The following is a 25,121-nucleotide window of genomic DNA, read 5'->3' as shown; positions in this document are numbered from 1 at the left end:
TCAGGCACTCCTCACTCTAATGTAGCCACCGGGAACTGCTGCTACTTCACCAGCTAACTCCAGCTGTAACAGCGCTATAGTTGCATCTGCTATCGCCAACCCGGCGCGCTGTGCAATCAAATCAACTGCGGTAACTTCATCTCCTACGTTAGCCAACAACTGGCAGGCAAACAAGTCTGTTTCAGTACTTTTTTCTGATTCAGGCTCAGTTGTTAGACAACTTTTCTGAAAAAAGCTCCATTCCTCTAATATATCGGCCACGCAGGTCACCAGTTTAGCGCCTTGCTGAATAAGTGCATGGCAACCTGCAGATTGCGGGCTATACACCGAGCCAGGTACCGCAAATACATCACGGCTGTATTCTGCTGCCAGGTTAGCACTGATTAACGTGCCGCTTTTTAAGCCAGCCTCTACCACTATTGTACCGATACTTAAACCAACCACAATTCGGTTACGTTGCGGAAACCACTCTGCCCGCGCCAATACATCGGGAAAATATTCTGACACCAAAGCGCCCTGCTCTGTTATCGCTTCTGCCAGCGCTTTGTTAGAAGCCGGATACACCTGCTTTAGGCCATGGCCCAGCACGGCAATCGTTAAACCGCCAGCTTGCAAAGCACCTTTATGACTTTCACTATCAATACCACGTGCCATACCGCTGGTAATCACATAGCCCTGCTGTGACAATTCTGCTGCAAAACTTTGCGCTACTTTACGCCCGGTTGGCGTAGGCTGGCGGCTACCCACCATAGCTAACTGCTGTTGTACCAGGATCTGCGGGTTACCTTTAACAAACAATAACAATGGCGGTTGTTTGGTTTGCTTTAACAATGCCGGATAGCGTGGGTCAAGATAAGTAATAACATGATGGTTATCAGCCAGCGCCAGCCATTGCAGCGCACTATCTACCCTGGCTTTTGATTCATAAGCCAGTATATGCGCCTGGCGCTCGGTAAAACCAATATTTCTTAAGGTGCTGGCCGGTAATGTTACCAGCTCGGTAACCGATATTTGCTCGCTCAGACGTTGGAACTTCAGGCCATCAAGGCCATGCACAGTGGCTAAAGCGAGCCAGTTGCGGATATCCTCCATGACAAACTGGCTCCATACTTGAGTTACAGGTTAGCGATTAAATCTCCAACCCGGATTGGACGTTGTGTTTTAGTGACAATAGCAAAGCTGGTGCGCTCAGATACTTTAAATACCATTAGCTCACCTACTTTTTCACGTGGTAAAGCTATAGTACTGTCACCGAAGTTCTTAAACATTTTTTGCAGCTTGTTCGCATCTTCGACATATACCGGGCCATTTTTACCATCGATGACAACCGGTGAACTGCGGTAAATACCTAACATATGGCCAGCTTTCAAACTCTGTAAATTGCCACGGTTTAATACCACTATATCCCACTTGGAAAACTCACGTAGATTTGACGTGGTATCAATAATGGTTCCGGCGATATCAAACTCCGGTTTAGCCATCACAAAAAACGCAGGTAGCGCCTGGCCTTCCAGCGCAGGCATCAGGCGATCACCCTGCTTAATTTCGCGTTTCACACTAAGTACATTCAATGATGATGCTTCAACCGGCTTATTTTCAGTTGCGTCATGTCCTGGCCTGAACGCCCGTGCGGTGGCTACCAATGTGGTTTCATAACCCAACACCGTTTCAGTTTCCGGATCAACATAAGGTTTGCCTTTGCGATACACACCATAAGAGGCACCGGTATCCAGCACACCTTTAGCATAAATAATATGATCACTGACGGAGTTTTTTACATTGGCATTAGAACCAAGAATATAGGGCAAAGCCTGAATTTGTTCATCCGACAGCGACTGTTCAAATGTCAGGTAATGCCGAATCATGCTTAGCGGTAAAGTGGACACCGCATCGGCACTTTTTAATGTTTTTCGGGCAGTAGGCGACAGGCGTTTTACTTTATTATTTACTGCCAGGCGCGGCTTGCCCTGCGCATCATAAGTAAGGGTTAATGTATCGCCGGGATATATCAGGTGTGGGTTGTCAACTTGAGGGTTCATTTGCCACAGCTGTGGCCATAACCAGGGTTCACTCAGATACAAAGCAGAGATATCCCACAGAGTATCACCTTTTTTAACAACGTAGCTGGCTGGGGCATCGTCACGAATTTTTAATACGTCGGCAAACACATTAAAAAAGCCACTGACAACCACCAGAGTGACAATAGCAGCGAGTTTTTTCAGCATGCCGGCATCCTTGAGCTCGTTCTTGTTGTAATTATTGCACACTAAGCTGTTAATACAGCGCATTAATGGCTAAAATTAAAACATATCACAACCTTTGAAACAAAGCATATTTTTGTAGGTATTATGGCCGTTTTACATGTATTACATTACCCGGATGAAAGGCTTCGCACAGTAGCAAAACCTGTTGAAGCTGTTACACCAGAGATCCAACAACTGGTCGACGATATGCTCGATACCATGTACGACGAAAATGGTATTGGTCTGGCTGCAACTCAGGTAAACGTGCACTTGCGCGTGGTCGTAATCGATCTCTCGGAAGACAGCAACGACCCCATGGTGTTTATTAACCCGGAAATTACTGCCCGCAGTGGTGAAACCAGCTATGAAGAAGGCTGTTTGTCTGTACCACAAAACTACGCCAAAGTAGAGCGCGCAGCCCAGGTAACCATAAAAGCACAAGACAGAAACGGCAACTGGTTTGAACTACATGCTGATGGCCTGCTGGCAATTTGTCTGCAACACGAACTGGACCATCTGGTCGGCAAATTGTTTATTGATTATTTGTCACCGTTAAAGCGTGAGCGGATCCGGAAGAAGCTGGAAAAAGAAGCCAAACTGGCACAGCGCCACGCCCTTTAAACAGGATATACAGTGACCTCTCCTTTACGTATTATTTTTGCCGGCACGCCCGACTTTGCGGCGCGCCATCTGCAAGCGCTGTTAGATGCCGGACATCAGGTTGTCGGTGTTTACACTCAACCCGACCGGCCGGCCGGCCGTGGCCAGCAATTGCAGCCCAGTGCAGTAAAACAGTTAGCCCTGCAGCATAACCTGGCCGTATATCAGCCAAAATCACTGAAAAAAGCTCCGGCACAACACGAGCTGGCGGCATTAAACGCCGACTTAATGATCGTTGTTGCCTATGGTTTAATTTTGCCACAAGCGGTACTGGATACTCCCCGCCTTGGCTGTATTAACGTGCACGGCTCTTTACTGCCACGCTGGCGCGGTGCTGCACCGATCCAACGAGCAATCTGGGCCGGTGATGCCCAAACCGGCGTAACCATTATGCAAATGGATGCAGGCCTCGATACCGGCGCTATGTTAAGCACCGTCAGTTGCGATATTGACAACACCGACACCAGCGCCACGCTGTACGACAAACTGGCCGTACTGGGCCCCCAAGCCCTGTTAGCGGCGCTAACCAATTTACCGGCACTGCAGCAGCAGGCTCAAACGCAGGACGACAGCCAGGCTAATTACGCCGACAAACTGCATAAAGACGAAGCCCTGCTTAACTTTAACAAACCAGCCAGTGCCCTGCAGCGTGAAATAAGAGCCTTTAACCCCTGGCCGGTAAGCTATATTACGCTGGCACAAGGCAGTATTAAGATATGGCAGGCAAGTGTACAAAGCAGCAATAGTGGTAATAAAGCCGCAGGTACAGTGTTAAGTGCCGACAAACACGGCATCAGTATTGCCTGCACCGAAGGCGCATTGCTCATTACCCAGCTACAGCCGCCGGGTAAAAAAGCTATGAGCGCCGCCGATTTTCTCAATGGCCGCGCAGACTGGTTAAGCCCCGGTACAATTATTGGCCAGGTGCTATGAGTTATAACGTTCGCGTGCTTGCTGCACGCAGTTGCTTTGATGTAGTCGATCAGGGCATGTCATTGTCTGAGGTACTGCCCAAAGCGCAGGCTCTGCTAGATAACCCGCTGGATAAAGCCCTGCTGCAGGAAATCTGCTTTGGCGTAATGCGCCACCTGCCGCAACTTGAAGCCGTTTGCAGCCAGTTAATGAGTAAGCCACTGATCAAACAACTGCGCCCGTTGCAGTTTTTGCTGTATGTGGGCATTTACCAACTTAAGTTTATGCGCATACCTGACCATGCCGCTATCAGCGAAACTGTCGATGCTGCACGAGAATTAAAAGGCCAGTCACTCACCAAACTGATTAACGGCGTGCTGCGCAATGTGCAACGCCAACCAGAGCTATTTAATTTTGCTACAGCACCGGCCGCAGTGCAGTTTAATCATCCGGGCTGGCTTATTAACGCACTGCAACAGGCTTACCCACAACAGTGGCAGCAAATACTTGATGCCAACCAGCAAAAAGCGCCACTGTGGCTTCGGGTAAATGTCAGCAAAATTAACCCGACAGACTATGCCGCTGCGTTAAGCCGCCAGAATATTGAATATACCCGGCCGGTTGCCGCTTTGCCAGCGGCAATTAAACTGACACAGGCACAGGATGTCACCACCCTGCCCGGCTATGCCGAAGGCTGGTTCTCAGTACAGGATGCCGCAGCGCAATATGCCGCGACATTGCTTGATGTGAACAGCAGCCAGCATATTCTGGATGCCTGTTGTGCCCCAGGAGGTAAAACCTGTCATATACTGGAACTGGCACCTGAGGCTGAACTTACCGCGCTGGATAAAGAACCCAAACGCCTGTTGCGGGTACATGAAAATCTGGCCCGGCTGGGCTTAAATGCTAATGTTATTGCCGCAGATGCCGCCCAGCCCGACAGCTGGTGGAAAGGCAAATTATTCGATCGTATTTTGTTGGATGTACCTTGCTCAGCTACCGGAGTGATCCGTCGTCATCCGGATATCCGCTGGTTACGTAAAAAGGCTGATATTACAGTACTGGCTGAACTGCAGCAGCGTATCTTAAGCCAATGCTGGAGCCTGCTGGCACCGGGGGGCACACTGCTTTACGCAACCTGCAGTGTTTTACCGGCAGAAAACAGCCAGCAAATTGAACTGTTTTTACAGCAACACAGCGATGCTAAGCTGGATAAGTTGCCACAGCAGCATGCAGATCAGCCCTATGGCTGGCAGTTACTGCCGGGCGAACAGGACATGGACGGCTTTTTCTATGCCCGGCTGAAAAAAATGACCAACAACGAGAAAGCATGAAAATAATTATTCTGGGTGCAGGTCAGGTTGGTGCCACACTGGCAGAAAACCTGGTTGGCGAGCAAAATGACATCACCATTGTTGATAGCAATGTAGACAAACTGCGCGCCCTGCAGGACCGTTACGATTTGCAGGTAGTACACGGCCATGGCTCGCATCCGGATATTCTGAAAAAGGCCGGGGCCGAAGATGCCGATATGATAGTGGCAGTAACCAACAGTGACGAAGTGAATATCGTTGCCTGTCAGGTTGCTTACAGCATATTTAATACACCGGTAAAAATAGCCCGCATCCGCACCAATCAGTATCTGAAATACCGCGATCAACTGTTTCATAAAGACGACATGCCGGTCGATCACTTTATCGCGCCGGAAGCCCTGGTTACCAATTATATCCGCCGCCTTATTGATTACCCCGGCGCGTTGCAGGTAGTGGAATTTGCCGGTGGCAAGGTCAGCCTGGTAGCCGTAAAAGCCTATTATGGTGGCTTACTGGTAGGCCATGCGTTGTCGGCGTTAAAAGAGCATATGCCGAATATCGAAACCCGGGTAGCCGCTATTTACCGGCGCGGCACCGCAATTAAGCCGCTCGGTACTACTATTATTGAAGCCGACGACGAAGTGTTTTTCGTCGCGGCCACCAAACATATCCGCGCAGTAATGAGCGAACTGCAAAAACTGGAACGCAGCTACCGCCGCATTATGATTGCCGGTGGCGGTAATGTTGGCTTTGGCCTCGCCCGGGCACTGGAAAAAACCCATAGCGTTAAGTTAATTGAGCGCGGTAAAGAGCGGGCTGAGTTTTTGTCCAGTGCGCTGGATAATACCGTGGTATATGTTGGCGATGCATCAGACCCGGAGCTGCTGGAAGAAGAAAACATTGAGCAGGTTGATGTGTTTATCGCCGTAACCAATGACGATGAAGCCAATATTATGTCGGCCATGTTGGCCAAAAGGATGGGCGCACAAAAAACCATGGTGCTGATTAAACGCGGTGCCTATGTAGATTTACTGCAAGGCGGCGAAGTAGATATTGCTGTTTCACCACAGCAAGCCACTATCTCCGCGTTGTTAACCCATATCCGCCGGGGTGATATCGTTAACGTATATTCGCTGCGCCGCGGTGCCGCTGAAGCCATTGAAGCCATTGCCCATGGTGACAGCAGTACCAGCAAAGTAGTGGGTAAAGCTATCGGCAGTATTAAACTGCCGCCGGGTACCACTATTGGCGCCATAGTACGCGGCGATGAAGTGGTTATTGCCCACGACAGTACCGTTATTGAAACTAATGATCACATTATTTTGTTTATGGTAGATAAAAAGCACATTGTTGAAGTAGAAAAGCTATTTCAGGTTAGTGCTATTTTTATTTAATCTTTCCAGAATGCCGGGGTAAATAATACCAGCAGGGTGAAAATTTCCAGCCGGCCAAATACCATGGCAACAATCAGGATCCACTTGCTGCTGTCAGGAATAGAGCCAAAGTTAGCTGCCACCTCGCCCAGACCAGGGCCAAGGTTATTTAAACAGGCCGCCGTAGCGGTAAAGGCAGTGATGTTGTCCAGCCCTGTCAGCAGTAGCAGCAGCATAATGACAACAAAAACCAGCGCATAGGCTGCGAAAAAACCCCACACCGCTTCAACAATACGATCAGGCACTGCACGACGGCCCAGTTTTATCGCGTAAACCGCACGCGGGTGAATCAACCGGTTTAGCTCACGCCTGCCCTGTATAAACAGTAGCAATACCCGTACTACCTTTAAACCACCACCGGTAGAACCGGCACAACCGCCGATAAAACTGGAAAAAATCAACATTATTGGTAAAAACAAAGGCCAGACTGAAAAGCCATCGGTAGAAAATCCGGCGGTGGTAGATACCGACACCGCCTGAAATACACCGTGATTCAGTGCTTCCGCAGGCGTGTTGTAAACATTCGTTTCAAGTAATACCACAAAACAAATCAACACCAGCACAGCCTGAATAGTTAAAAAGGCTTTAAATTCCGGGTCGCGAAAGTAGGTGCTGACACTTTTACCGCGGATAGCAGCAAAATGCAGTGGAAAATTTACCGCGCTAAGCAGTAAAAAGATGACACAAATAGCATTAATAAGCGGGCTTTGGAAATGGCCAATACTGGCATCGTAAGTTGAAAAACCACCAATTGCGACTGTAGAAAACGCATGGCAAATGGCGTCAAACCAGTTCATCCCCGCCAGATAAAATGCCAGCATGCAGCTTAGCGTTAATGCCAGATAGATATACCATAAGTGCTTAGCAGTATCGGCTATACGTGGCGTCATTTTGTTATCTTTCACCGGCCCCGGTGTTTCAGCGCGGTACAGCTGCATACCACCGACACCCAGCATAGGTAATATAGCCACCGCCAGCACAATGATCCCCATGCCACCCAGCCATTGCAGCTGCTGGCGATAGTACAAAATAGCTTTGGGCAGAAACTCTATACCGGTAAGTACCGTAGCTCCTGTTGTTGTCAGGCCGGAAAAGGCTTCAAACATCGCGCCAGCCACACTTAACTGCGGGTTGCTGGCCAGCATCAATGGTATGCCACCTACAGTACCCAGCACTGTCCAGAATAACACGACAATAAGAAAGCCATCTCGTACCTTCAGCTCAGCTTTGTATTGCCGGTTCGGATACCAGATCACAAAACCAATCAGCAGGCTTAGCAGAAAGGACAACATAAAAGGTACGCCGGCACCGTCGTTATACCAATAGGCAACAAATGCCGGCGGGATCATGGTGATGCTGAAAATAGCAATCAGCAACCCCAGGATCCGGATTATCGAGCGGTATTGCATACCTTAGCGGTGTCCCTGTGGCTTAAGCCAGTTGCAAGTCGCGGGTCATATTTTCGTTGCGGTCACGATGAACAATAATATTGTCCTCAATACGGATACCACCAAACCGGCGGAATGCATCTACTTTTTGCCAGTTAATGTATTTATCAAACTCGGTTGCGGCTAAATCTGCCAGCAGGCTGTCGATAAAATACAGGCCCGGTTCAATAGTAAATACCATATCAGCTTCAATAGTACGGGTACAACGTAAATACGGGTGGCTTTCCGGTGCTGCAACATGGGTGCCACGCTCATCGGCCATAAAGCCGCCAACATCATGCACCTGTAAGCCAAGGTGATGCCCCAAACCATGCGGGAAGAAAGTGCGGCTGATCTGGCTTTCAACAATAGCGTCAGGCGCCAGTTTTACAAAATCAAACTGATGCAAAATCTCTGCGATATGCTGATGACATTGAATATGCAGCTCGCCGTACTTCAGGCCAGGTTTTAAACCAGCAACCAGTTTAAGTTCTGCTTCATTCACTGCAGTAATTAAACTGCCGAACTCGTCCTGCGGGTTAAAACTGTAAGTGCGGGTAATATCTGCGGCGTAGCCATGAAACTCAGCACCGGCATCAATTAAAAACGAGTGCAGTTGCTTGGGTAATTTTCGCTCCAGCGCCGTGTAGTGTAAAATGGCACAGTTCTGGTTTAGCGCAATAATATTGCCATACGGCACTTCGTTTTCGCTTTGCCTTACTGCAGCTAAATAGGCTAACTGAATATCAAACTCAGAGCCCCCGGCATAAAAAGCCGCTTTTGCCGCATTATGGCCCGCCACGGCCATCTGGTTGGCAATACGCAGGCAGGCTTGCTCATACGGCGTTTTGTAAGCGCGGTAAAAATGAATAAAATTAAGCACCGGTTCGGGATTAATTTCAGTAAAGCCCAATGCACGCGCTACTTCGAGGTATTCCCCCAGATACGCCAACCGTGCTTTATCATACGGCAGCAGGGTTTCTACCTTGTTGGCTTTATCCAGCAGTTGAATGTCAAAATACTCAGCCCAAAAATCATGCGGTTCGTCCGGCACTTTATGCCAGAAATCTTTTGGCCGGTAGAAAATCAGCTTAGGTTTATTTACACCATCGACAATCAGCCAGCAGTGCGGGTTATCAATCACCGGCAACCAGGCTTTAAATAACGGGTTGGCTTTAAACGGATAATCCATATCATCAAGAAACTTGCGCTGCGTTTGGCCGGAATGGATCACTAAGGCATCCAGATTTTCGCGCTCTAACAACCGGCGGGTACGCTGCTGCAATTCTGTAATATGGGCCTGATACAGGCTTTGATAAGAAGCTGTCATAAGTGTCTGACCTATTGGCTGAAAAATATGCGGGGCATCATAACATTATTCCACCACGACCCCAATCTGCATCGTAGTCAGTGGTTTAAACACATCTGTCGGGGTATTTAGCCGTATATTATAAATCTGGTAATACGCCATTACCGCCTTTACATAATCGCGGGTTTCACGGTATGGAATAGTTTCTACCCAAACATCAGCCGGTAGCGCATGGGCTTTCGGGATCCACTGCTTAACCCTGCTATATCCGGCGTTATAGGCCGCCGTGGCCATTAACAGATTACCATCGTTACGTTTACGCAGGTAATTCAGATAATCTGTACCGTAATCGATATTGATCACCGGGTTATACAGTTGCGTAAGTTGTACCGGCTTCTTGGCTATTTCGCGCGCAGTAGCAGGCATAAGTTGCATCAAACCACGGGCCCCTACCGGCGAGTTAGCATCTGCCATAAAAGAGCTTTCGCGCCGGGCTATCGCCATAGCCCAGCCAGATTCTATATCCACTTTAGCTGCCGACTGCGTGATTTCATCCTGATATGCCAGCGGAAACCGCAATTCAACATCGTCCCAGTAGCCCACATCGGCCAGTGAAAATATCGCCCGCTCGTACCATTGCAACTGATGCGCCAACTTGGCCGATACCAGTTTTTGCTGCTCGTCTGAGGTATCCTGCAGGTGGTTCCATTCGCGCCGGGCTTCGGTTAAACGCCCAAGCGCCAGCCATTCTTGCGCCCGTTTTACCGCCGGGTGCTGTTTCAGGGTTTTCAGCTCGTCCTCAGAGACCGTAACAGGCGCATGCGCCAGGCTGGGTGGTAAGCCTAGTTTAGCCGCAGCCATAAAGCCGTAAAAATGCCGCTGTAATGCCAGAGCTTCAAACAACGGTTTGGCTTTATCTGTCTGGCCCTGTTGCTCATACGCCCGAGCCAGCCAATAGCGCCAGCTACTGTCTTTAGCAACATCAGCCGGAAAGGCTTCAATAACCTGCTGTACTTTAGGCCAGTCCAGCTGCGCCAGTGCATGGCTTACCTGCCAGTGCGCCAGCATATTATCAATAAGCTCAGGCGGCAGCTGTTTAAACCAGACAGCAGCTCTTTCATCACCTTTGCTGGCAAGCGCTATCGCAAACTGGCGCCGCACATCCAGCCGCTGCGCCTCAGTGAAATACGGGTCGTTAACAAATTTCTGCCATAGTGCCAGGGCTTTATCAGGGTCCCGCCAGATTAGCCGCTTCAGGCCATATGCCAGCACATCACGCTCATGCACTTTTTTCAGCGGAAAAAACTGTGCTCCGCTAATTACCAGCGGGTTTTGCCGCGCTTTTAAATACATATCAGCCATATACTGCTGATCTGCCGGTAACTGCGTTTTCAGATAAGGTATTAAGCCCGAGTCGCCGCCTTCGGCAGCCAGGCGGATGCGCTGCCATACCAGCTCAGCGGTTTGCTGGCCTGCTTTTCGCCAGGCGGAAAACAGCGGATCACAGGCTTTGGGCTGAGATTTTCCCACTACCCATAAGCGGGTTACTTCAGGCCACAGGGCTTTGCTATCTGCATGTTTATCTGCCAGCTTAAAGCGCACCGCATGGCACTCCAGCTCGGCATCGTTAGAGCCATTATAATTGGCCAGATAAGTAGCGGCTTTTTGCCGGCGGGCTAAATCCAGTAACCAGGGTTTACGCAATGGCCAGTCCATCGGTGTTTTTTGATACTGCTGTAAAAATGCCGCAATACGCTCATCAGCTGTTAAAAACTGCTGTAAACGGCGTTGCTGCAAATAAGGCTGCAACGGATAGTCAGCAAATTTTTCCAGCACCTTTTGTGCCTGCTCAGATTTCAAGCCGCCAATCTGGCGCTCGGCCTGTAAAAATTCATTGCGTAACGCTGCCTCAGAAGACACAGATGCCGTAGCCAGTGGCATCAGGAGCAGGTTACTCAGTATTAAAACTATACGTTTCACTGTGACAACCCCGATAAATACACGAAAAAGAAAAAATACCACCTATAGTTACTGCTGACCACCGCAGTCGGATTCAAACACGTGTTTAAATAACGGTTGAATTTTTTTCCGAACCGCGACACACTGAGCAAGAAAACCTCATCGTACCAGTTGCGAAAAACCCTAACATACGCGACCAAGGAGCACCATTATGATTTACCAGAGTGACAACATCAGTGTTGCCTACCTCAAACCTGGTATCGTCCGCTTTGCCTTTAATGCACAGGGCTCAGTTAACAAGTTTGATCAACAAACCCTGACTGATTGTAAGACAGCTTTAGACCTGCTGCACGCAGACAAGGCGCTAAAAGGCGTTATTTTTTGCAGTGATAAAGATACCTTTATTGTCGGTGCCGACATTACCGAATTCTTAAGCACCTTTTTACGGCCCGAAGCAGAGCTTATTCCGTGGATTAAACAGGCTTCTGACATCTTTGATCTGGCCGAAGATTTACCCGTCCCTACCATTGTTGCCCTTAAAGGATTCGCACTGGGCGGCGGATGTGAGTGGTCACTTACTTCTGATTATCGCGTAGCCGACACTACAACCCGCATTGGCTTGCCCGAAGTAAAGCTGGGCTTGATGCCAGGCTTTGGCGGCACAGTGCGCCTGCCGCGCATTATTGGTGCCGACAACGCTATGGAGTGGATCACTACTGGTAAAGATCATAGTGCCGAGCAGGCACAAAAGTTTGGTTTAATTGATGCGGTGGTAGCACCAGAGAAACTGGAAGCCGCAGCACTAAGCATGCTGGAAGATGCTATTGCCGGCAAACTGGACTGGCGCAAAAAGCGCGCAGTAAAGTTACAACCGCTGAAACTGAACAAAACTGAAGCCACCATGAGCTTCAGCACCGCCAAAGGCATGGTATTTGCCAATGCAGGCAAACACTACCCGGCCCCGATGCTGGCAGTTAGCACCATTGAAGCCGCCGCCGGTTTAGACCGCGCCGGTGCTATGGCCCTGGAAAATGCCGGTTTTGCCAAACTGGCGAAAACCGATGCTGCAACGGCGCAAATTGGCTTGTTCTTAAATGATCAGCTAATTAAAGGCAAAGCGAAAAAGGCTGCAAAAACCGCAACCAAAGCGGTGAAAAAAGCCGCAGTGCTGGGTGCCGGTATTATGGGCGGCGGTATTGCCTATCAGTCGGCATTAAAAGGCGTGCCGGTAGTAATGAAAGACATTGCCGATAAAGCGCTGCAACTGGGTATGGCTGAAGCCACTAAATTGCTGGGTAAGCAGGTTGAGCGTAACAAGCTCGACGCCGTAGGCATGGCTAAAGTTATCGCTTCTATTACCCCCACGCTTAGCAACGAGAATGTTAAAGGCGTCGATATCGTGGTAGAAGCCGTGGTAGAGAACCCGAAAATCAAAGGTGCGGTGTTAAAAGAAGTAGAAGCGTTGCTAAGCGACGACGCTATTTTAACCTCGAACACCTCAACTATTTCAATTGATTCACTGGCGACAAACTTAAGCCGGCCGCAAAACTTCTGTGGTATGCACTTCTTTAACCCGGTACACCGTATGCCACTGGTAGAAGTTATCCGTGGTAAAGACACCAGCGAAGAAACCATCGCCGCAGTCGTAGCCTATGCAGCCAAAATGGGCAAATCCCCTATAGTGGTAAATGATTGCCCGGGGTTCTTTGTTAACCGCGTACTGTTCCCCTACTTTGCCGGTTTCAGCAAGCTGGTATTAGACGGCGCCGACTTTGCCCAGGTAGATAAGGTAATGGAAAAGCAGTTCGGCTGGCCGATGGGCCCGGCGTACCTGCTGGATGTTGTAGGCTTAGACACCGCCTACCATTGTACCGATGTAATGGCTGATGGTTTCCCAACGCGGATGGCAAAGCTGGACAACGACCCGGTAGCCGCCATGTATAAAAACGAGCGCTACGGCCAGAAGAACGGCGTAGGTTTTTATGCCTACAGCAAAGATGCCAAAGGCAAGCCGAAAAAAGATATCGACCCGGCCGCAGTTAGTTTGCTGGCTGATATCTCGGCTAGTAAGCAGGACTTTAGCCGCGATGAGATTATTGCCCGCGTGATGGTGCCAATGATTAACGAAACTATCCGCTGCCTGGAAGAAGGCATTGTTGCCAGCGCTGCTGAAGTCGATATGGGCCTGATCTACGGCTTGGGCTTCCCACCGTTCCGCGGTGGCCCATTGCGTTACGCCGATACCATAGGTTTAAGCAACTTTGTCGCCCTGGCCGATAAATACGCCCATTTAGGCGAAATTTATCAGGTAACAGATAAAACCCGCGCTATGGCCGCAGCCGGCCAGCGTTTCTTTCCGGTTTAAGCGCAGGAGCAAAATAATGAAAAACGCAGTTATCGTAGATTGTATCCGCACCCCTATGGGGCGTTCTAAAGGCGGCATGTACCGTAACATCCGCGCTGAACAGTTATCTGCCCATGTCATGGCAGCACTGGTTGAGCGCAACCCGGCATTAAACCCCAGCGACATTGATGACGTTATTTGGGGTTGCGTGCAACAAACTCTGGAGCAAGGTTTTAACATCGCGCGTAATGCCGCCCTGCTGGCCGGTATTCCGCATTCTGTACCCGCCGTTACCGTTAACCGTTTGTGCGGTTCGTCTATGCAGGCCTTGCACGACGCCGTGCGTGCTATCCAAACCGGCATGGGTGAAGTGTATTTAATTGGCGGTGTGGAGCATATGGGCCATGTACCGATGAACCACGGTGTTGATTTTCACCCGGGCTTGGCAACTTCAGTAGCCAAAGCCGCAGGTATGATGGGTTTAACCGCAGAATTACTGGGTAAAATACACGGCATCAGCCGCCAGCAACAAGACGAATTCGGCGCCCGCTCGCACCGTTTAGCCCAGGAAGCCAGCCTGCAGGGCCGGTTTAAAAATGAAATTATCCTCACCGAAGGCCACGACGCCGACGGCGTGTTAAAGCTGATGGATTACGACGAAGTGATCCGGCCGGAAACTACAGTAGAAGCCCTAAGCCAACTACGCCCGGTATTCGACCCGGCCAACGGCACCGTAACCGCCGGTACGTCTTCTGCATTATCTGATGGCGCCTCTGGCATGCTGGTCATGAGTGAAGATAAAGCCAAAGCACTGGGCCTGCCAATCCGTGCTTACGTGCGTGGTATGGGTGTGGCCGGTTGCGACCCGTCTATTATGGGTTACGGCCCGGTACCGGCGTCGAAAAAAGCGTTAAAAGCAGCAGGCATAAGCATCAGCGATATCGACTACGCCGAGCTGAATGAAGCCTTTGCAGCGCAGGCATTACCGGTAATGAAAGACTTAGGCTTATTGGAAGTAGCCGACCAGAAAGTAAACCTGAATGGCGGCGCTATCGCCCTTGGCCACCCACTGGGCTGCTCGGGCTCACGTATTGCCACTACACTGATTAACGTCATGGAAGATAAAGGCGGTAAATTTGGCCTGGCGACCATGTGTATCGGCCTTGGCCAGGGTATAGCGACTGTTTTTGAACGGCCATAAGCTGGCAGCAACAACCACAATCGCATAGAATAAGGGCCGTTTTGGCCCTTATTTATTGGCTGAAACAATGCAGCAAACTGCAGCCCTGAAGCTGCGAATTACAGTTTTGCATCGGTTAAAACACTGCCATGCTCGCCACTGCGGGTTTACGGGCATCCTGCCCTGCAACTGTGCGACGCGGCTACGCCGGGCGCTGCTGCTCCTGCAGCCTCGCCTGTCGCATTCGCTGCGCTCGTTGTCTGTGGCTGTGCTGGCAGTGTTTTAACCTCAGTGCCAGTTTTGTGGTGTTGTAACGTACAATTTTACCGGAGTATAAATGGAACAGATTTTTAGCAGCGCAGATCACACCCTCGATGCCTTAGGCATGCGCTGCCCCGAGCCGGTAATGATGATACGGCTGCAAATTCGCAAGATGCAGGTGGGTGAAACTTTATTGATTATCGCTGACGATCCGGCTACCACCCGCGATATCCCGGCATTTTGCCGCTTTATGGATCATGAGTTAGTAGGCAGTGATACTGCAGAGCTGCCGTATCGGTATGTAGTGAAGAAGATTAGTGGTTAATGCCGGTTATGCCAATATCAATAAATTTTGTTGGCCACCAGATCAAACTCAACAATTTTAGCGCGGGCAGCTTAGCTTAAACCAACGCTTAAAGCTGGGCTTGCGGCGTACACCTGCAGGTTCGTTAAATAACGGCAGGCAAAATTCCGGTGTAGCTAATAAAGTAAGGCGCCAGTTATTGCCGCCAATAAAACTGAAATTCACTTCACGTGCTGATGGTTCACGTAGCAAGTGAAAGTTGCCGGTAGAATACGCCACGCCGATATTTACACTATCCAGTGTCTGAAAATCCCGATCCATCAGGTAAATGCTCAGCGTGTCTTCAAAAGGAATATCATCGGTAACAAACAGTAGGTAACCATGTTCACAGTGAAAAGCAGCCTCAAGCACTGCCCCACCAATCAGCTTAGCTGTGGTAACGCCAGCCAGCCAAATCTCCGCAACCGGAACAGTGCCGGCACGTTCTGAAACCAGAGGTTGCAATGAAATAGCCGCTGCATTCATTCTTCACCCTTACACACATAAACCCCAGCTAAAAATAAACATAATGTTAAACATTAATTATCACAAGCAAATCTTTAAGTAAATAAAAACCTAAAAAAGCGCCACCGATATTGGCTTTAACGGCTATTCCTCCCTGCCATACTGCCCCTCCGGAGAGTGAAAAAGTTGTTATTAAACTCATGCGATGGAGGCAAACTACAGGAAAAACTATTAACAGCACGCTAGCGCTTTGTATGCAGCTTGTGCCAGCTTACATCCTCCGGAATGTTCTGCCGTATTTGGCAGCTTGACCGGCGAAAATTTGTGCTAGCATCATATATAAACCTGAAGTCAGGGGCTGTAGTTGCAAGCATCGCCGAGTAAGCATTACACGAAACAAGCTCAGAGTATTGATGACCGCAGGCGGCATTATATTCTCGCTTTTGTCAGCTATATCACCAGCGCTATTATGTTTATTTATGGCATTAAAAACATTAATGCAGAACAAACGCTGCTGCCTGTTATTCTGTTTGGCACCGCTCTGGCGTTTTTGTTGAATATTCTGTTGTTTCATCTTAGCCATAACCTTGAGCGGGCCTGTATCATTGAGGCCGTTCTGGTGGGCAGTTTTGTACTTAGTTTGGTGTATCAAGGCGGTTTTAATAATACCGCGCTGTACTGGGTATTTCCGTTTCCGGCTATTTTGTTCGGTTTACTGGGTGTACGTAATGCCCTGCTGGGTAATGCGCTGTTGCTGCTGGCACTGAGCGTAATGCTGTTTGTGCCCGAACTTATTCTGGCGCATTATAAAGATGCTGAAATCAGCCGGTTTATTGCCTCTTTGCTAATTGTTATTACCGTATGCTGGATTAACGATCATTACCGTGAGCGTAGCCACCAGGCCATGGATTTGCTGCAACAAAGTAAAGAGATACAGGCTAATACTGACTCCCTGACCGGATTAGCCAACCGTCGCTTTATTGATTCAAGCTTGCTGCCAAGCATGACACAGCAACCAGTTCAGTTTTTTCCGCTGGCGCTGATTATGTGCGATATCGACCATTTTAAGCAGCTCAATGATCGCTTTGGCCACAATGCCGGTGATGAAGTGTTAAAAGCGGTAGCCGCTTTGTTTGCTCATAACCTGCGGCAAAACGATATTGCCATACGCACCGGTGGCGAAGAGTTTCTGCTGGTTTTACCGCATACCAGCCGTGCGGATGCCTTTTTGGTAGCCGAGAAAATTCGCCGACAGTTTGAGCGCAGCCACATGCTGGCAAACAATACGCAGTATAAAGTCAGCGCCAGCTTCGGTGTTGCCGTGTGTGACAGTGCCAGCAGCTTTCAGGACGCAGTTAAAATGGCTGATCAACAAATGTACCTGTCTAAACATAACGGCCGTAATCAGGTGAACTGAGTTATTGCCTATCTGGCTGCGGCTGGGTTGGCTCCGGCAATGTTACCGGTTCGGCAGTTTCAGGCTCTTGTTTAACATCTGCCACTTCAGGAACCGGGCTGATAGCTGCTACGTTAGCATTCGGTACAACCAGTAGTTTTTGATCTTTAAGTAAAAACATATAGTTATATGTTCTTGCTATTAACCTTGTATTATTTACTGCCAGAGGGGTTGTGGCAAAAGGCATCGGATAAATTAACTGCACCTGCAGCTCTGCAGCAGTATGATGAAGTAATTGTGCTGCCGTGCGATTACCCTGCGACCACGCATATGAAACGGTAAAAATTAACAATACGACTGGGATCGCAAGTTGCGGCCGCGGAAAATATAGCTTTGCCAGTAAACTATTTTTCGCTACCCGGCCCCGGCTCCAGCGCCGGTAACGTAACCGCTTTAATAAGCGCAGGTGTATATAGTAAAACAACGCGCCTAACAATAAGCCTGCGATGATCAGAAATAAAGGCTGATAAAACGTTACCCCGGCCAAAACATAATCGCTAAGATCAAGGTAAGGTAGAATATCAAAATTAAAATTCCGGAACATTGCTACCATCTGCACAATACCTGACAGGCTTAATAACAGATAGAGTAATGTAATCAGAATAGAAGGATGGTTACGGCAGAATTGCTGCAAAGAACGGAAGTAGCGCCGGTTTTCCAGAATATACTTATGCAAACTGTGGTATGACACCTTGCTTGTTGGAGCAGCTTTATCTGACATGATCTCATTTCCTGCATTACACTGCTGCCATGTTGCTAATTTCCCAAACAAAAAGCCAGCATCATGCTGGCTTTTTAACTGATATTTTACCCTGTTACTGCAACACAGAAATATCTGCTACCTGCAAAAACAACTCGCGCAATTGCTTTAACAGCGCCTGGCGGTTGGCCCGCACAGCAGCGTCATCGGCATTTACCATTACTTTATCGAAGAAGTTGTCAATAACCTCGCGCATTGACGCTAAATGCGCCAAGCCTTCGGCATAGCTATGCGTGCCAGCCTGATACGCTTGCTCGGCCACGATTGCGCTGTGCAGTGCCTGTTCGGCATCTTCCTGTAATAAAGCAGTATTTACCGCAGTGGCGATATCGCCCTCTACTTTAGCCAGTATATTGGCTACCCGCTTATTAGCGGCGGCTAAGGCTGCGGCAGCATCCAGCTTACCAAACTCAGCTACTGCCTTAACGCGACGATCAAAATCGCTTGGGTTAGTTGGCCGGCGTGCTAATACCGCCTGGATCACATCTACACTGTAACCCTCGGCTTCATACCATGCACGGAAGCGGCCAAGCATAAAGTCGAGTACTTCCTCTGCCACTTTGGCGTTGCTTAACTTGCTGCCGAATGTTTGCTGGCTAAAGGCAATAATATCTACCAGATCCAGCGGCAGCTGTTTTTCTACCATAATGCGCAGCGCACCAATGGCAGCACGACGCAATGCAAACGGGTCTTTATCGCCTTTGGGGGCCTGACCGATGCCGAAAATACCCACTAAGGTATCCAGCTTATCGGCAATGGCTACTGCAGCGCCTTCTAACCGTGTTGGCAGCTGGTCACCGGCAAAGCGCGGCATATACTGCTCATTCAAAGCCAGTGCTACGGCCTCGCCTTCGCCATCCAGCCGGGCATAGTGCATACCCATAATGCCTTGTACTTCGGGGAACTCGCCAACCATATTGGTCATTAAGTCGGCCTTAGACAGTAAACCGGCACGCTCAGCGGCTGCTTGCTCTGCGCCAATTTTTGCGGCAACAAAGCCGGCTACTTTACTGATGCGTTCAGACTTTTCTGCCAGCGTGCCCAGCTGCTGCTGAAACAGTACTGTTTTCAGGCTGTCTAAGCGTTGTTCCAGCTTTTGCTTGCGATCGGTATTGAAGAAGAACTGCGCGTCAGACAACCGCGGCCGCACCACTTTTTCGTTACCTTCTATAATCTGCTGCGGATCTTTGCTGGCGATATTGGTGACAAAGATAAACTTATTCAGTAACTTGCCGCTTTGGTCCAGCAACGGGAAGTACTTCTGATTATCTTTCATGGTAGAAATTAACGGCTCGGCCGGTACCTGCAGGAAGCTTTGTTCAAAACTCCCCACTAACACTACAGGCCATTCTACCAGGGCGGTAACCTCTTCCAGCAAAGCATCGTCCATCAGTGCCTGGCCGTTAAGCGTGGCAGCGGTTTTGGCTACTTCTGCGGCAATAAAGGCTTTGCGTTCAGCAAAATCTGCTACCACAAAGGCTTTACGCAGGTTTGCCAGATAGTCGTCAGCATGGTTAACGGTAACTTTTTCCGGCGCATGAAAGCGATGGCCATGGGTTTGGTTACCGCTAACACGGCCCAGAATAGTGGCAGGTACCACATCTTTGCCGTACAACATAATAATGGTGTGTACCGGGCGGATAAACTCAGCGGTTGAGTTACCCCAACGCATTGGTTTGGCAATTGGCAATTTAGCCAGCGCCTGCTGTACTACTTCCGGCAACAAGGTAACCGTGGCAGCCCCGGTTACTTTGGCTTTATGCAGCAACCAGGCGCCTTTATCCGTTTCCAGCTTTTCGGCTTGCTCTACCGCTATGCCGCAACCGGCAGCCCAACCCTGGGCAGCTTTGGTCGGTTTGCCGTCGGCGTCAAAGGCAGAGGCAATGGCCGGGCCACGCTTTTCAACCACTTTATCGGTTTGTTGCGCAGCTAAGCCATTAATGCGCACAGCTAAACGGCGCGGTGCGGCGTACCAAAGTACGTCAGTGTGCCTTAATTCCAGCTTGGCCAGTTCAGCACTCAGATTATCAGCAAAGGCACTGGCCAGTGTTTTCAGCGATTTGGGTGGCAGCTCTTCGGTGCCAATTTCAACAAAAAAATCTTGCACGCTCATTATGCCTCCTGCTCAGCGCTATTATTATTTTTACACAGCGGGAAGCCCAGCTTCTCACGCGTAGCGTAATAGGCTTCTGCACAGGCTTTAGCCAGTGCCCGTACCCGCAGAATATAGCGCTGACGTTCGGTTACCGAAATAGCGTGGCGGGCATCAAGCATGTTAAAAGCGTGCGAGGCTTTCATTACTTTTTCATAGGCAGGTAACGCCAAGCCTTGCTCAATCAGGTACTGGCTTTCTTTTTCGCACTGGTCAAAGTAGCTAAACAATGCCGCAACATCGGCGTGTTCAAAGTTGTACGTACTTTGCTCTACTTCATTCTGGTGAAATACATCACCATAGGTTACCCGGCCCAACGGGCCGTCGGTCCAGACCAGAGCGTAAATAGAATCAACGCCCTGGATATACATAGCCAGACGCTCTAAGCCATAGGTAATTTCACCGGTAACCGGGCGGCACTCTAAGCCCCCAACCTGCTGGAAATAAGTAAACTGGGTAACTTCCATACCGTTTAACCATACTTCCCAGCCCAGACCCCAGGCGCCCAGTGTTGGCGATTCCCAGTTGTCTTCCACAAAGCGGATATCGTGCACCAGGGTGTCAATACCCAGCTCACGCAGCGAGCCTAAATACAGCTCCTGAATGTTGTCCGGTGACGGTTTTAAAATTACCTGAAACTGATAATAGTGCTGTAACCGGTTCGGGTTTTCACCGTAGCGGCCGTCTGTTGGCCGGCGGCACGGTTGCACATAGGCCACGTTAGTGGGTTCCGGCCCCAGTGAGCGTAAAAAGGTCATAGGGTGAAAAGTACCGGCACCTACTTCCAGATCCAGTGGCTGCACCAATACACAGCCCTGCCGCGCCCAGTAATCCTGTAAGGCCAGTATTAACCCCTGGAAGGTTTTAATATCGTACTTATGCATGCGTAGTGACTCACTGAAAAAATGACTGGAAAGTATACTTGGTTGTGGCGGCGATCTGTAGGGTCAGAACCGGCTTTTGGCAAAAATGTTAGCCACCCGCTTGCTGTTATTGCAGGATTGGGGGCCATAGCGGCCCCAAGTAGCAGAATTAGCCGTTGTTAGCTGCTCACCGGGCGTACTGTAGCTGTTGTTTTTGCAGCTGTTGTTGCGGTGCTGGCAGCACTTGTGTCGGTAACGTCATCAGAGGCAAACAGTTGCTGAACATACTGCGAAGGGCTTTTACCCATTACGCTGGTCAGGCCCAAATTAACAAAAGAGGTGGCAACGCCCACACCGCCGCCCCAGAATGCGCCACCGGCCACCTGCGAAATATACCCCATATCATCGCCGGTCCAGTCACGGTAATACTGGCTTACCAGCGGAATATGTTGCAGCGGGTTGATAATATCCAGCACATCAGCAAAGCCAGGCGAACTGCCATTGGCAAAGGCTGTAGCGGTTGGGTTTTCCAACTCCGCTGCTGTTGCGGCCGCTTGCTCAGGTGTGGGCTCCAGTGCAGCCTGCACCATGCTTTGCATCATATTCTGTGTTAACGCAGCAAACATTGCATCCGGGCTGCTCATTGCTGTGGTATCGGTCTGGCCGCTTAGTATGCTTACCAGTTGGCCAACCTGCTGCTCTGCGTTTTCGCTGTCAGGGTTCAGCGCCGAATTCAGGGTTTGCATAAAGTCAGCATTGTTGTCGCTTTCTGCTGTGCCGTCATTTAACCAGTCGGTCATGGTGTTAAACATATTGCCGTTAATTTGCATATTGTCTCTCCCTCACACTGTCTAGTTGTACCAGGTCCCGCACCTGCACCGGAGCCAGATAGTTTGCCTTAACCGGGCGTGTTTCTGCATGGTCCGGATACACCCGCACCACCTCAAGCTGGCTGTCATTTTCTGCCGTTACCGCGTAGCTGTTACCCCAACTGTCGGTAAAGCTGTCGCTGTGTAACAGGCTGAATGTATCTCCCGGTTTTACCCCTTGCCTGCTGCCAACGCTGATTGTTACATTGCCACCCACCACGCGGATAACCTGGGCCTTTACCCGCACACAGCTAAGTGCGGCAGCAATATCGTCTACTGCTTCATACACCAGGCGCTGCACTTCAACACCAAAGTCAGCACGCCACAACTGGTCGCTGGCAGGGTTTACTTCAGTTGTAATTGCAAAAGGCCACAGCACACGGGTTTGATATTGTTTAGTTTGGATCAAGCGGCCACTGGCACCGTCAAGTACACTGACTTCCAGTGCAAACTGACGTACCCAGCGCTCTTTTCTTAGCAAGCCAGCCGCCTGACGGCCAAATGCCAGGTTGCGTAACCGCCCGGCGATAATAAACTGCGCCTGTGCTGATTCCGCCATATAACGTAGCTGGTGCTGGGCACTGCTATGTTGAAATTGCTCAGGGGCAAATAGCGGCTCGTTACTGATCGCCTTTACCAGAAAATCGGCCGGGCTGCGCTGAATAGCGGTATGAAAGCGGCTGGTTATTTCTTTGTTCAGCTCGTTGTTGCCCAGCGCAACCTGAGTTGCACCGGCCGATAAACTAAACGGCGTGAGCACCAGTGCTTTTGCTATGCTGCGATCGTCACATAAATTTACCTGCGGCCAGACATCGGCTTTCAGCGTTATCGATAACTGACCATCACGCTCATGCTCTTCCTGAATAATAATTTGCGATACAGGTACCGAAGAATGCAGCGTAAACAACTCTTCGGCCAGGTTTTGCTGGCGAAACAATTCCATAGCGGCCAGTGAGACATCAGCCTGCAACAACACTTCGCGCAGGGCCAGCTTTGCTGCCTGCTGCCGCGCCAGCTGACGGTTGTCATCAAAAACCACTGCTGTGCCGCTGCCGCTGTACCATTCAGCAGCGGCTTCAAATGCCAGTAACACAGCTAGCAGCAACCCGATTATACGCATCAGCGCCACCACTTCTGCCGCGAGCCGGCCGGAGCCAGCCCTGCGTGTGGCAACGTGATCAGATTCGCAGTGTCCAATTTTAGCCGGGTAACAAACAACTTACCGTCAATTGCCGCGTCTACCAGCTCAGCTCCTCTTATTACACCCTGCACCTGGCTTTGCACAGTATCCTCCAGCAGCACTGACTGCTCGGCATTGGAGCTGGCCGTTAGTTTCTTACCATAAAGCTGCTCGGCCAGTTGGCGGTACGCGTCCTGACGCGACGCTGCCATCGCCAGCAGTAACTTGTCTTCATAACTGTTACCAGGTTGCGACTCCACCACCGCATAACCGGTAGCTTCCAATATCAGGGTTTGCTTCGGTGGCTCCAGCGTGTACCTGATCGTGCGCTCGTAACTGCAAGCACTAAGCAGTGTTAACGCTAAAGCCAGTAACAGGCAGCGGCTTAAAATGGCCATAGCTCTGGATTATTCAGTTTTTCGGTTAACCAGCCCAGGCGCTGGCTATCAGCCAGTGCACCCGTGCCAGAATATTCAATACGGGCGTTGGCAATTTTGGTCGATTTAATTTTATTATCTTTATCGACATCTTTCGCCCGAATAATTCCGGTTAACCTTATGAATTCTTTGCCATTATTAATAAGCATCCATTTATCGCCGCGCACCAGCAGGTTATCATTGTTTAATACCCGCATTACCGTTACCGTAAGCTCGCCTTCAAAATCGTTGCTTTGGCTGGCAGAACCATCACCTTTAAAGCGTTGGTCCTGGCTTAGGCCCAGGTTTACTTCTTTACCGGCAATTTTCAGGTTACCACCGGGGATCTGGATCGGGTCCAGGTTATAGTCTGAGCTTTTCTTCAGTTCGGTATTGCCTTTCTTGGTCGCCCGGGTAGATTCCGACAACTGCACCGACACGATATCACCGGCCTTAAAATGCGAGCGCTCTACATATAAACTGTGCAGCCGGTCGGGGTTAAACAGCGAGCCATTTCTTTTTAGCGGCATAACTTCAGGCTCAGGTTCCAGCGCAGCGTAGTAAGGATCATCCGGGTCTGGCTTGTCCAGTTTTGACACCGGCAAGCCAGCTTCAGGCTTTACCATGTCTTCCAAACCAGCAGGTGGTGCTGTGTCATTAAAAGCAGAGCATGCCGTTAGTGTATTTATGCTTAGTATTAAGCCAACCAGATATTTGTTCATCGCTATTAGTACCTTACCCAAGCCGTATTCAGCCAGTATCAGGTTAGCGAAACAATATGGAAAAATTATGGAAGAATCAGGGAAAAGCGTTAATAAAGGTAAAATGTCCTTCACATTATTCAGTTTTCATTCATAGTATTGTTTTCCGGAGGTGTGATGACAGTGACAGATAAAACGGATAATCATGAAGGCGCCCAGCTTTCACAGAAAGCGTTTTTGCTGGTCTCGCTGCTGGAGCAACAGGTACGTAAATCTGATATTCCGCCCGATCTCTATCAGCGTATGGCTGCACAGATCACTGAATTAAACGGCGTACTTGGCGATCTAAGCTCACACTTAAAATCCCTGGCAGGCCCAGGCTCGGCTACAGTGGTGGCTGCCCCCGTCAACCAGCAACCGCCACCACTGTTGGTGATGGACAGCCTGCGCTTTACGCTAAGCTCGCCACAGCAATCGGTAAAACTAACCAAGTTGGAATTTAAGTTTCATCAGTTAATGGCCACCCACCCCAGGCAGGTGTTCAGCCGCAGCCACCTGATGGACAGCAGCTACAGCGACTATGCTGATATTTGCGAGCGCACCATAGATTGCCATATCCGCAAACTACGCGCCAAACACCGCCAACTCTACCCCAAGCTGCGTTTTATCCACACTATGTATGGTGTCGGTTATTACTATGCCGAGCCAGAAACTACCATAGAGCAGAAATAGAAACGGGCCCGCAGGCCCGCTTTCGATTACATATCAGATTACAACCTGTGTGGGATCTCATAAACCTTAAAAGTTACATTCCCCTTAAAACTAAGGTTCTCCGCGATTTGTGAGAATACGGGTGCACCACAGATTTCTCTCAA

At 49.7% G+C, this 25,121-nt stretch carries 22 protein-coding genes; 9 read left to right on the top strand and 13 right to left on the bottom strand.

Features of this window, described 5'->3' with window-relative positions; genetic code table 11:
• Together dprA and M2404_RS19700 are read right to left on the bottom strand one after the other, a co-directional pair.
• A complete protein-coding gene (dprA, locus tag M2404_RS19705; protein WP_259241681.1) occupies window positions 1-1,092 on the bottom strand; it encodes a DNA-processing protein DprA in 1,092 nt (363 codons plus the stop codon).
• A 23-nt stretch (window positions 1,093-1,115) separates the two neighbouring features.
• Window positions 1,116-2,225 (bottom strand): LysM peptidoglycan-binding domain-containing protein, encoded by a 1,110-nt coding sequence (locus tag M2404_RS19700; RefSeq protein ID WP_259241679.1) that lies wholly within the window; start codon window positions 2,223-2,225, stop codon window positions 1,116-1,118.
• Between the two features lie 123 nt (window positions 2,226-2,348).
• Here M2404_RS19700 and def point away from each other — a divergent pair, with 123 nt between their 5' ends.
• From def to trkA, 4 genes are read left to right on the top strand one after another with little or no spacing between them, the layout of a single operon-like run.
• Window positions 2,349-2,864, top strand: a complete 516-nt coding sequence (def, locus tag M2404_RS19695; protein WP_259241677.1) for a peptide deformylase — start codon at window positions 2,349-2,351, stop codon at window positions 2,862-2,864.
• Between the two features lie 12 nt (window positions 2,865-2,876).
• Window positions 2,877-3,836, top strand: a complete 960-nt coding sequence (fmt, locus tag M2404_RS19690) for a methionyl-tRNA formyltransferase (RefSeq protein WP_259241675.1) — start codon at window positions 2,877-2,879, stop codon at window positions 3,834-3,836.
• The gene (rsmB, locus tag M2404_RS19685) at window positions 3,833-5,149 is read left to right on the top strand and encodes a 16S rRNA (cytosine(967)-C(5))-methyltransferase RsmB (RefSeq protein ID WP_259241673.1); all 1,317 of its coding nucleotides are present in this window, start codon (window positions 3,833-3,835) and stop codon (window positions 5,147-5,149) included. The genes fmt and rsmB overlap by 4 nt, the downstream gene beginning before the upstream one ends.
• Complete coding sequence (gene trkA / locus M2404_RS19680; RefSeq protein ID WP_259241671.1) at window positions 5,146-6,522, top strand: Trk system potassium transporter TrkA; 1,377 nt, start codon at window positions 5,146-5,148, stop codon at window positions 6,520-6,522. Before rsmB ends, trkA begins: the two co-directional genes overlap by 4 nt.
• Here the strand turns inward: trkA and M2404_RS19675 are convergent.
• The 3 genes from M2404_RS19675 to M2404_RS19665 are packed head-to-tail and all read right to left on the bottom strand — an operon-like array spanning window position 6,519 to window position 11,277.
• A complete protein-coding gene (locus M2404_RS19675; RefSeq protein WP_259241669.1) occupies window positions 6,519-7,970 on the bottom strand; it encodes a TrkH family potassium uptake protein in 1,452 nt (483 codons plus the stop codon). The two genes, trkA and M2404_RS19675, sit on opposite strands and share 4 nt — an antisense overlap.
• Window positions 7,971-7,992: 22 nt before the next feature.
• Window positions 7,993-9,318 (bottom strand): Xaa-Pro dipeptidase, encoded by a 1,326-nt coding sequence (gene pepQ / locus M2404_RS19670; protein ID WP_259241667.1) that lies wholly within the window; start codon window positions 9,316-9,318, stop codon window positions 7,993-7,995.
• Window positions 9,319-9,363: 45 nt separating this feature from the next.
• Window positions 9,364-11,277: a transglycosylase SLT domain-containing protein gene (locus tag M2404_RS19665; RefSeq protein ID WP_259241666.1), complete on the bottom strand. Its 1,914-nt coding sequence runs from the start codon at window positions 11,275-11,277 to the stop codon at window positions 9,364-9,366.
• Between the two features lie 190 nt (window positions 11,278-11,467).
• On the opposite strand from M2404_RS19665, the gene fadB reads away from it, so the two are divergent.
• From fadB to tusA, 3 genes are all read left to right on the top strand, one after another.
• A complete protein-coding gene (fadB, locus tag M2404_RS19660) occupies window positions 11,468-13,621 on the top strand; it encodes a fatty acid oxidation complex subunit alpha FadB (protein WP_259241664.1) in 2,154 nt (717 codons plus the stop codon).
• A 16-nt stretch (window positions 13,622-13,637) separates the two neighbouring features.
• A complete protein-coding gene (gene fadA, locus M2404_RS19655) occupies window positions 13,638-14,801 on the top strand; it encodes an acetyl-CoA C-acyltransferase FadA (RefSeq protein WP_259241663.1) in 1,164 nt (387 codons plus the stop codon).
• A 316-nt stretch (window positions 14,802-15,117) separates the two neighbouring features.
• Window positions 15,118-15,366 (top strand): sulfurtransferase TusA, encoded by a 249-nt coding sequence (tusA, locus tag M2404_RS19650; protein ID WP_259241662.1) that lies wholly within the window; start codon window positions 15,118-15,120, stop codon window positions 15,364-15,366.
• Between the two features lie 57 nt (window positions 15,367-15,423).
• Here tusA and M2404_RS19645 read toward each other — a convergent pair whose 3' ends face one another.
• Entirely contained in the window at window positions 15,424-15,870 is a 447-nt protein-coding gene (locus M2404_RS19645) for a hypothetical protein (protein WP_259241661.1), read from the bottom strand.
• Window positions 15,871-16,213: 343 nt separating this feature from the next.
• Between M2404_RS19645 and M2404_RS19640 the strand changes: the two genes are divergently transcribed.
• Window positions 16,214-17,266, top strand: coding sequence for a GGDEF domain-containing protein (locus M2404_RS19640; protein WP_259241660.1), 1,053 nt, complete (start codon window positions 16,214-16,216; stop codon window positions 17,264-17,266).
• A gap of 1 nt (window position 17,267) precedes the next feature.
• Here M2404_RS19640 and M2404_RS19635 read toward each other — a convergent pair whose 3' ends face one another.
• The 7 genes from M2404_RS19635 to M2404_RS19605 form a co-directional block, all read right to left on the bottom strand.
• Window positions 17,268-18,026: a hypothetical protein gene (locus M2404_RS19635; RefSeq protein WP_259241659.1), complete on the bottom strand. Its 759-nt coding sequence runs from the start codon at window positions 18,024-18,026 to the stop codon at window positions 17,268-17,270.
• Window positions 18,027-18,120: 94 nt separating this feature from the next.
• The gene (gene glyS / locus M2404_RS19630; protein WP_259241657.1) at window positions 18,121-20,178 is read right to left on the bottom strand and encodes a glycine--tRNA ligase subunit beta; all 2,058 of its coding nucleotides are present in this window, start codon (window positions 20,176-20,178) and stop codon (window positions 18,121-18,123) included.
• Complete coding sequence (gene glyQ / locus M2404_RS19625; RefSeq protein WP_259241656.1) at window positions 20,178-21,101, bottom strand: glycine--tRNA ligase subunit alpha; 924 nt, start codon at window positions 21,099-21,101, stop codon at window positions 20,178-20,180. Before glyQ ends, glyS begins: the two co-directional genes overlap by 1 nt.
• A gap of 158 nt (window positions 21,102-21,259) precedes the next feature.
• Window positions 21,260-21,910: a hypothetical protein gene (locus tag M2404_RS19620; protein ID WP_259241655.1), complete on the bottom strand. Its 651-nt coding sequence runs from the start codon at window positions 21,908-21,910 to the stop codon at window positions 21,260-21,262.
• The gene (locus M2404_RS19615; protein ID WP_259241654.1) at window positions 21,900-23,069 is read right to left on the bottom strand and encodes a flagellar assembly protein FlgT; all 1,170 of its coding nucleotides are present in this window, start codon (window positions 23,067-23,069) and stop codon (window positions 21,900-21,902) included. The genes M2404_RS19620 and M2404_RS19615 overlap by 11 nt, the downstream gene beginning before the upstream one ends.
• Entirely contained in the window at window positions 23,069-23,527 is a 459-nt protein-coding gene (locus M2404_RS19610; protein WP_259241653.1) for an LPP20 family lipoprotein, read from the bottom strand. The genes M2404_RS19615 and M2404_RS19610 overlap by 1 nt, the downstream gene beginning before the upstream one ends.
• Window positions 23,515-24,267: a flagellar basal body L-ring protein FlgH gene (locus M2404_RS19605; RefSeq protein WP_259241652.1), complete on the bottom strand. Its 753-nt coding sequence runs from the start codon at window positions 24,265-24,267 to the stop codon at window positions 23,515-23,517. Before M2404_RS19605 ends, M2404_RS19610 begins: the two co-directional genes overlap by 13 nt.
• A 156-nt stretch (window positions 24,268-24,423) precedes the next feature.
• On the opposite strand from M2404_RS19605, the gene M2404_RS19600 reads away from it, so the two are divergent.
• Window positions 24,424-24,978: a winged helix-turn-helix domain-containing protein gene (locus tag M2404_RS19600; RefSeq protein WP_259241651.1), complete on the top strand. Its 555-nt coding sequence runs from the start codon at window positions 24,424-24,426 to the stop codon at window positions 24,976-24,978.
• Window positions 24,979-25,121 lie beyond the last annotated feature (143 nt).

It is taken from the genome of Rheinheimera pacifica (assembly GCF_024809855.1).
Lineage (GTDB): Bacteria > Pseudomonadota > Gammaproteobacteria > Enterobacterales > Alteromonadaceae > Alishewanella > Alishewanella pacifica_A.
Note: the sequence above shows the minus strand (reverse complement) of the source record. Positions and strands in the feature narration are given on the sequence as shown.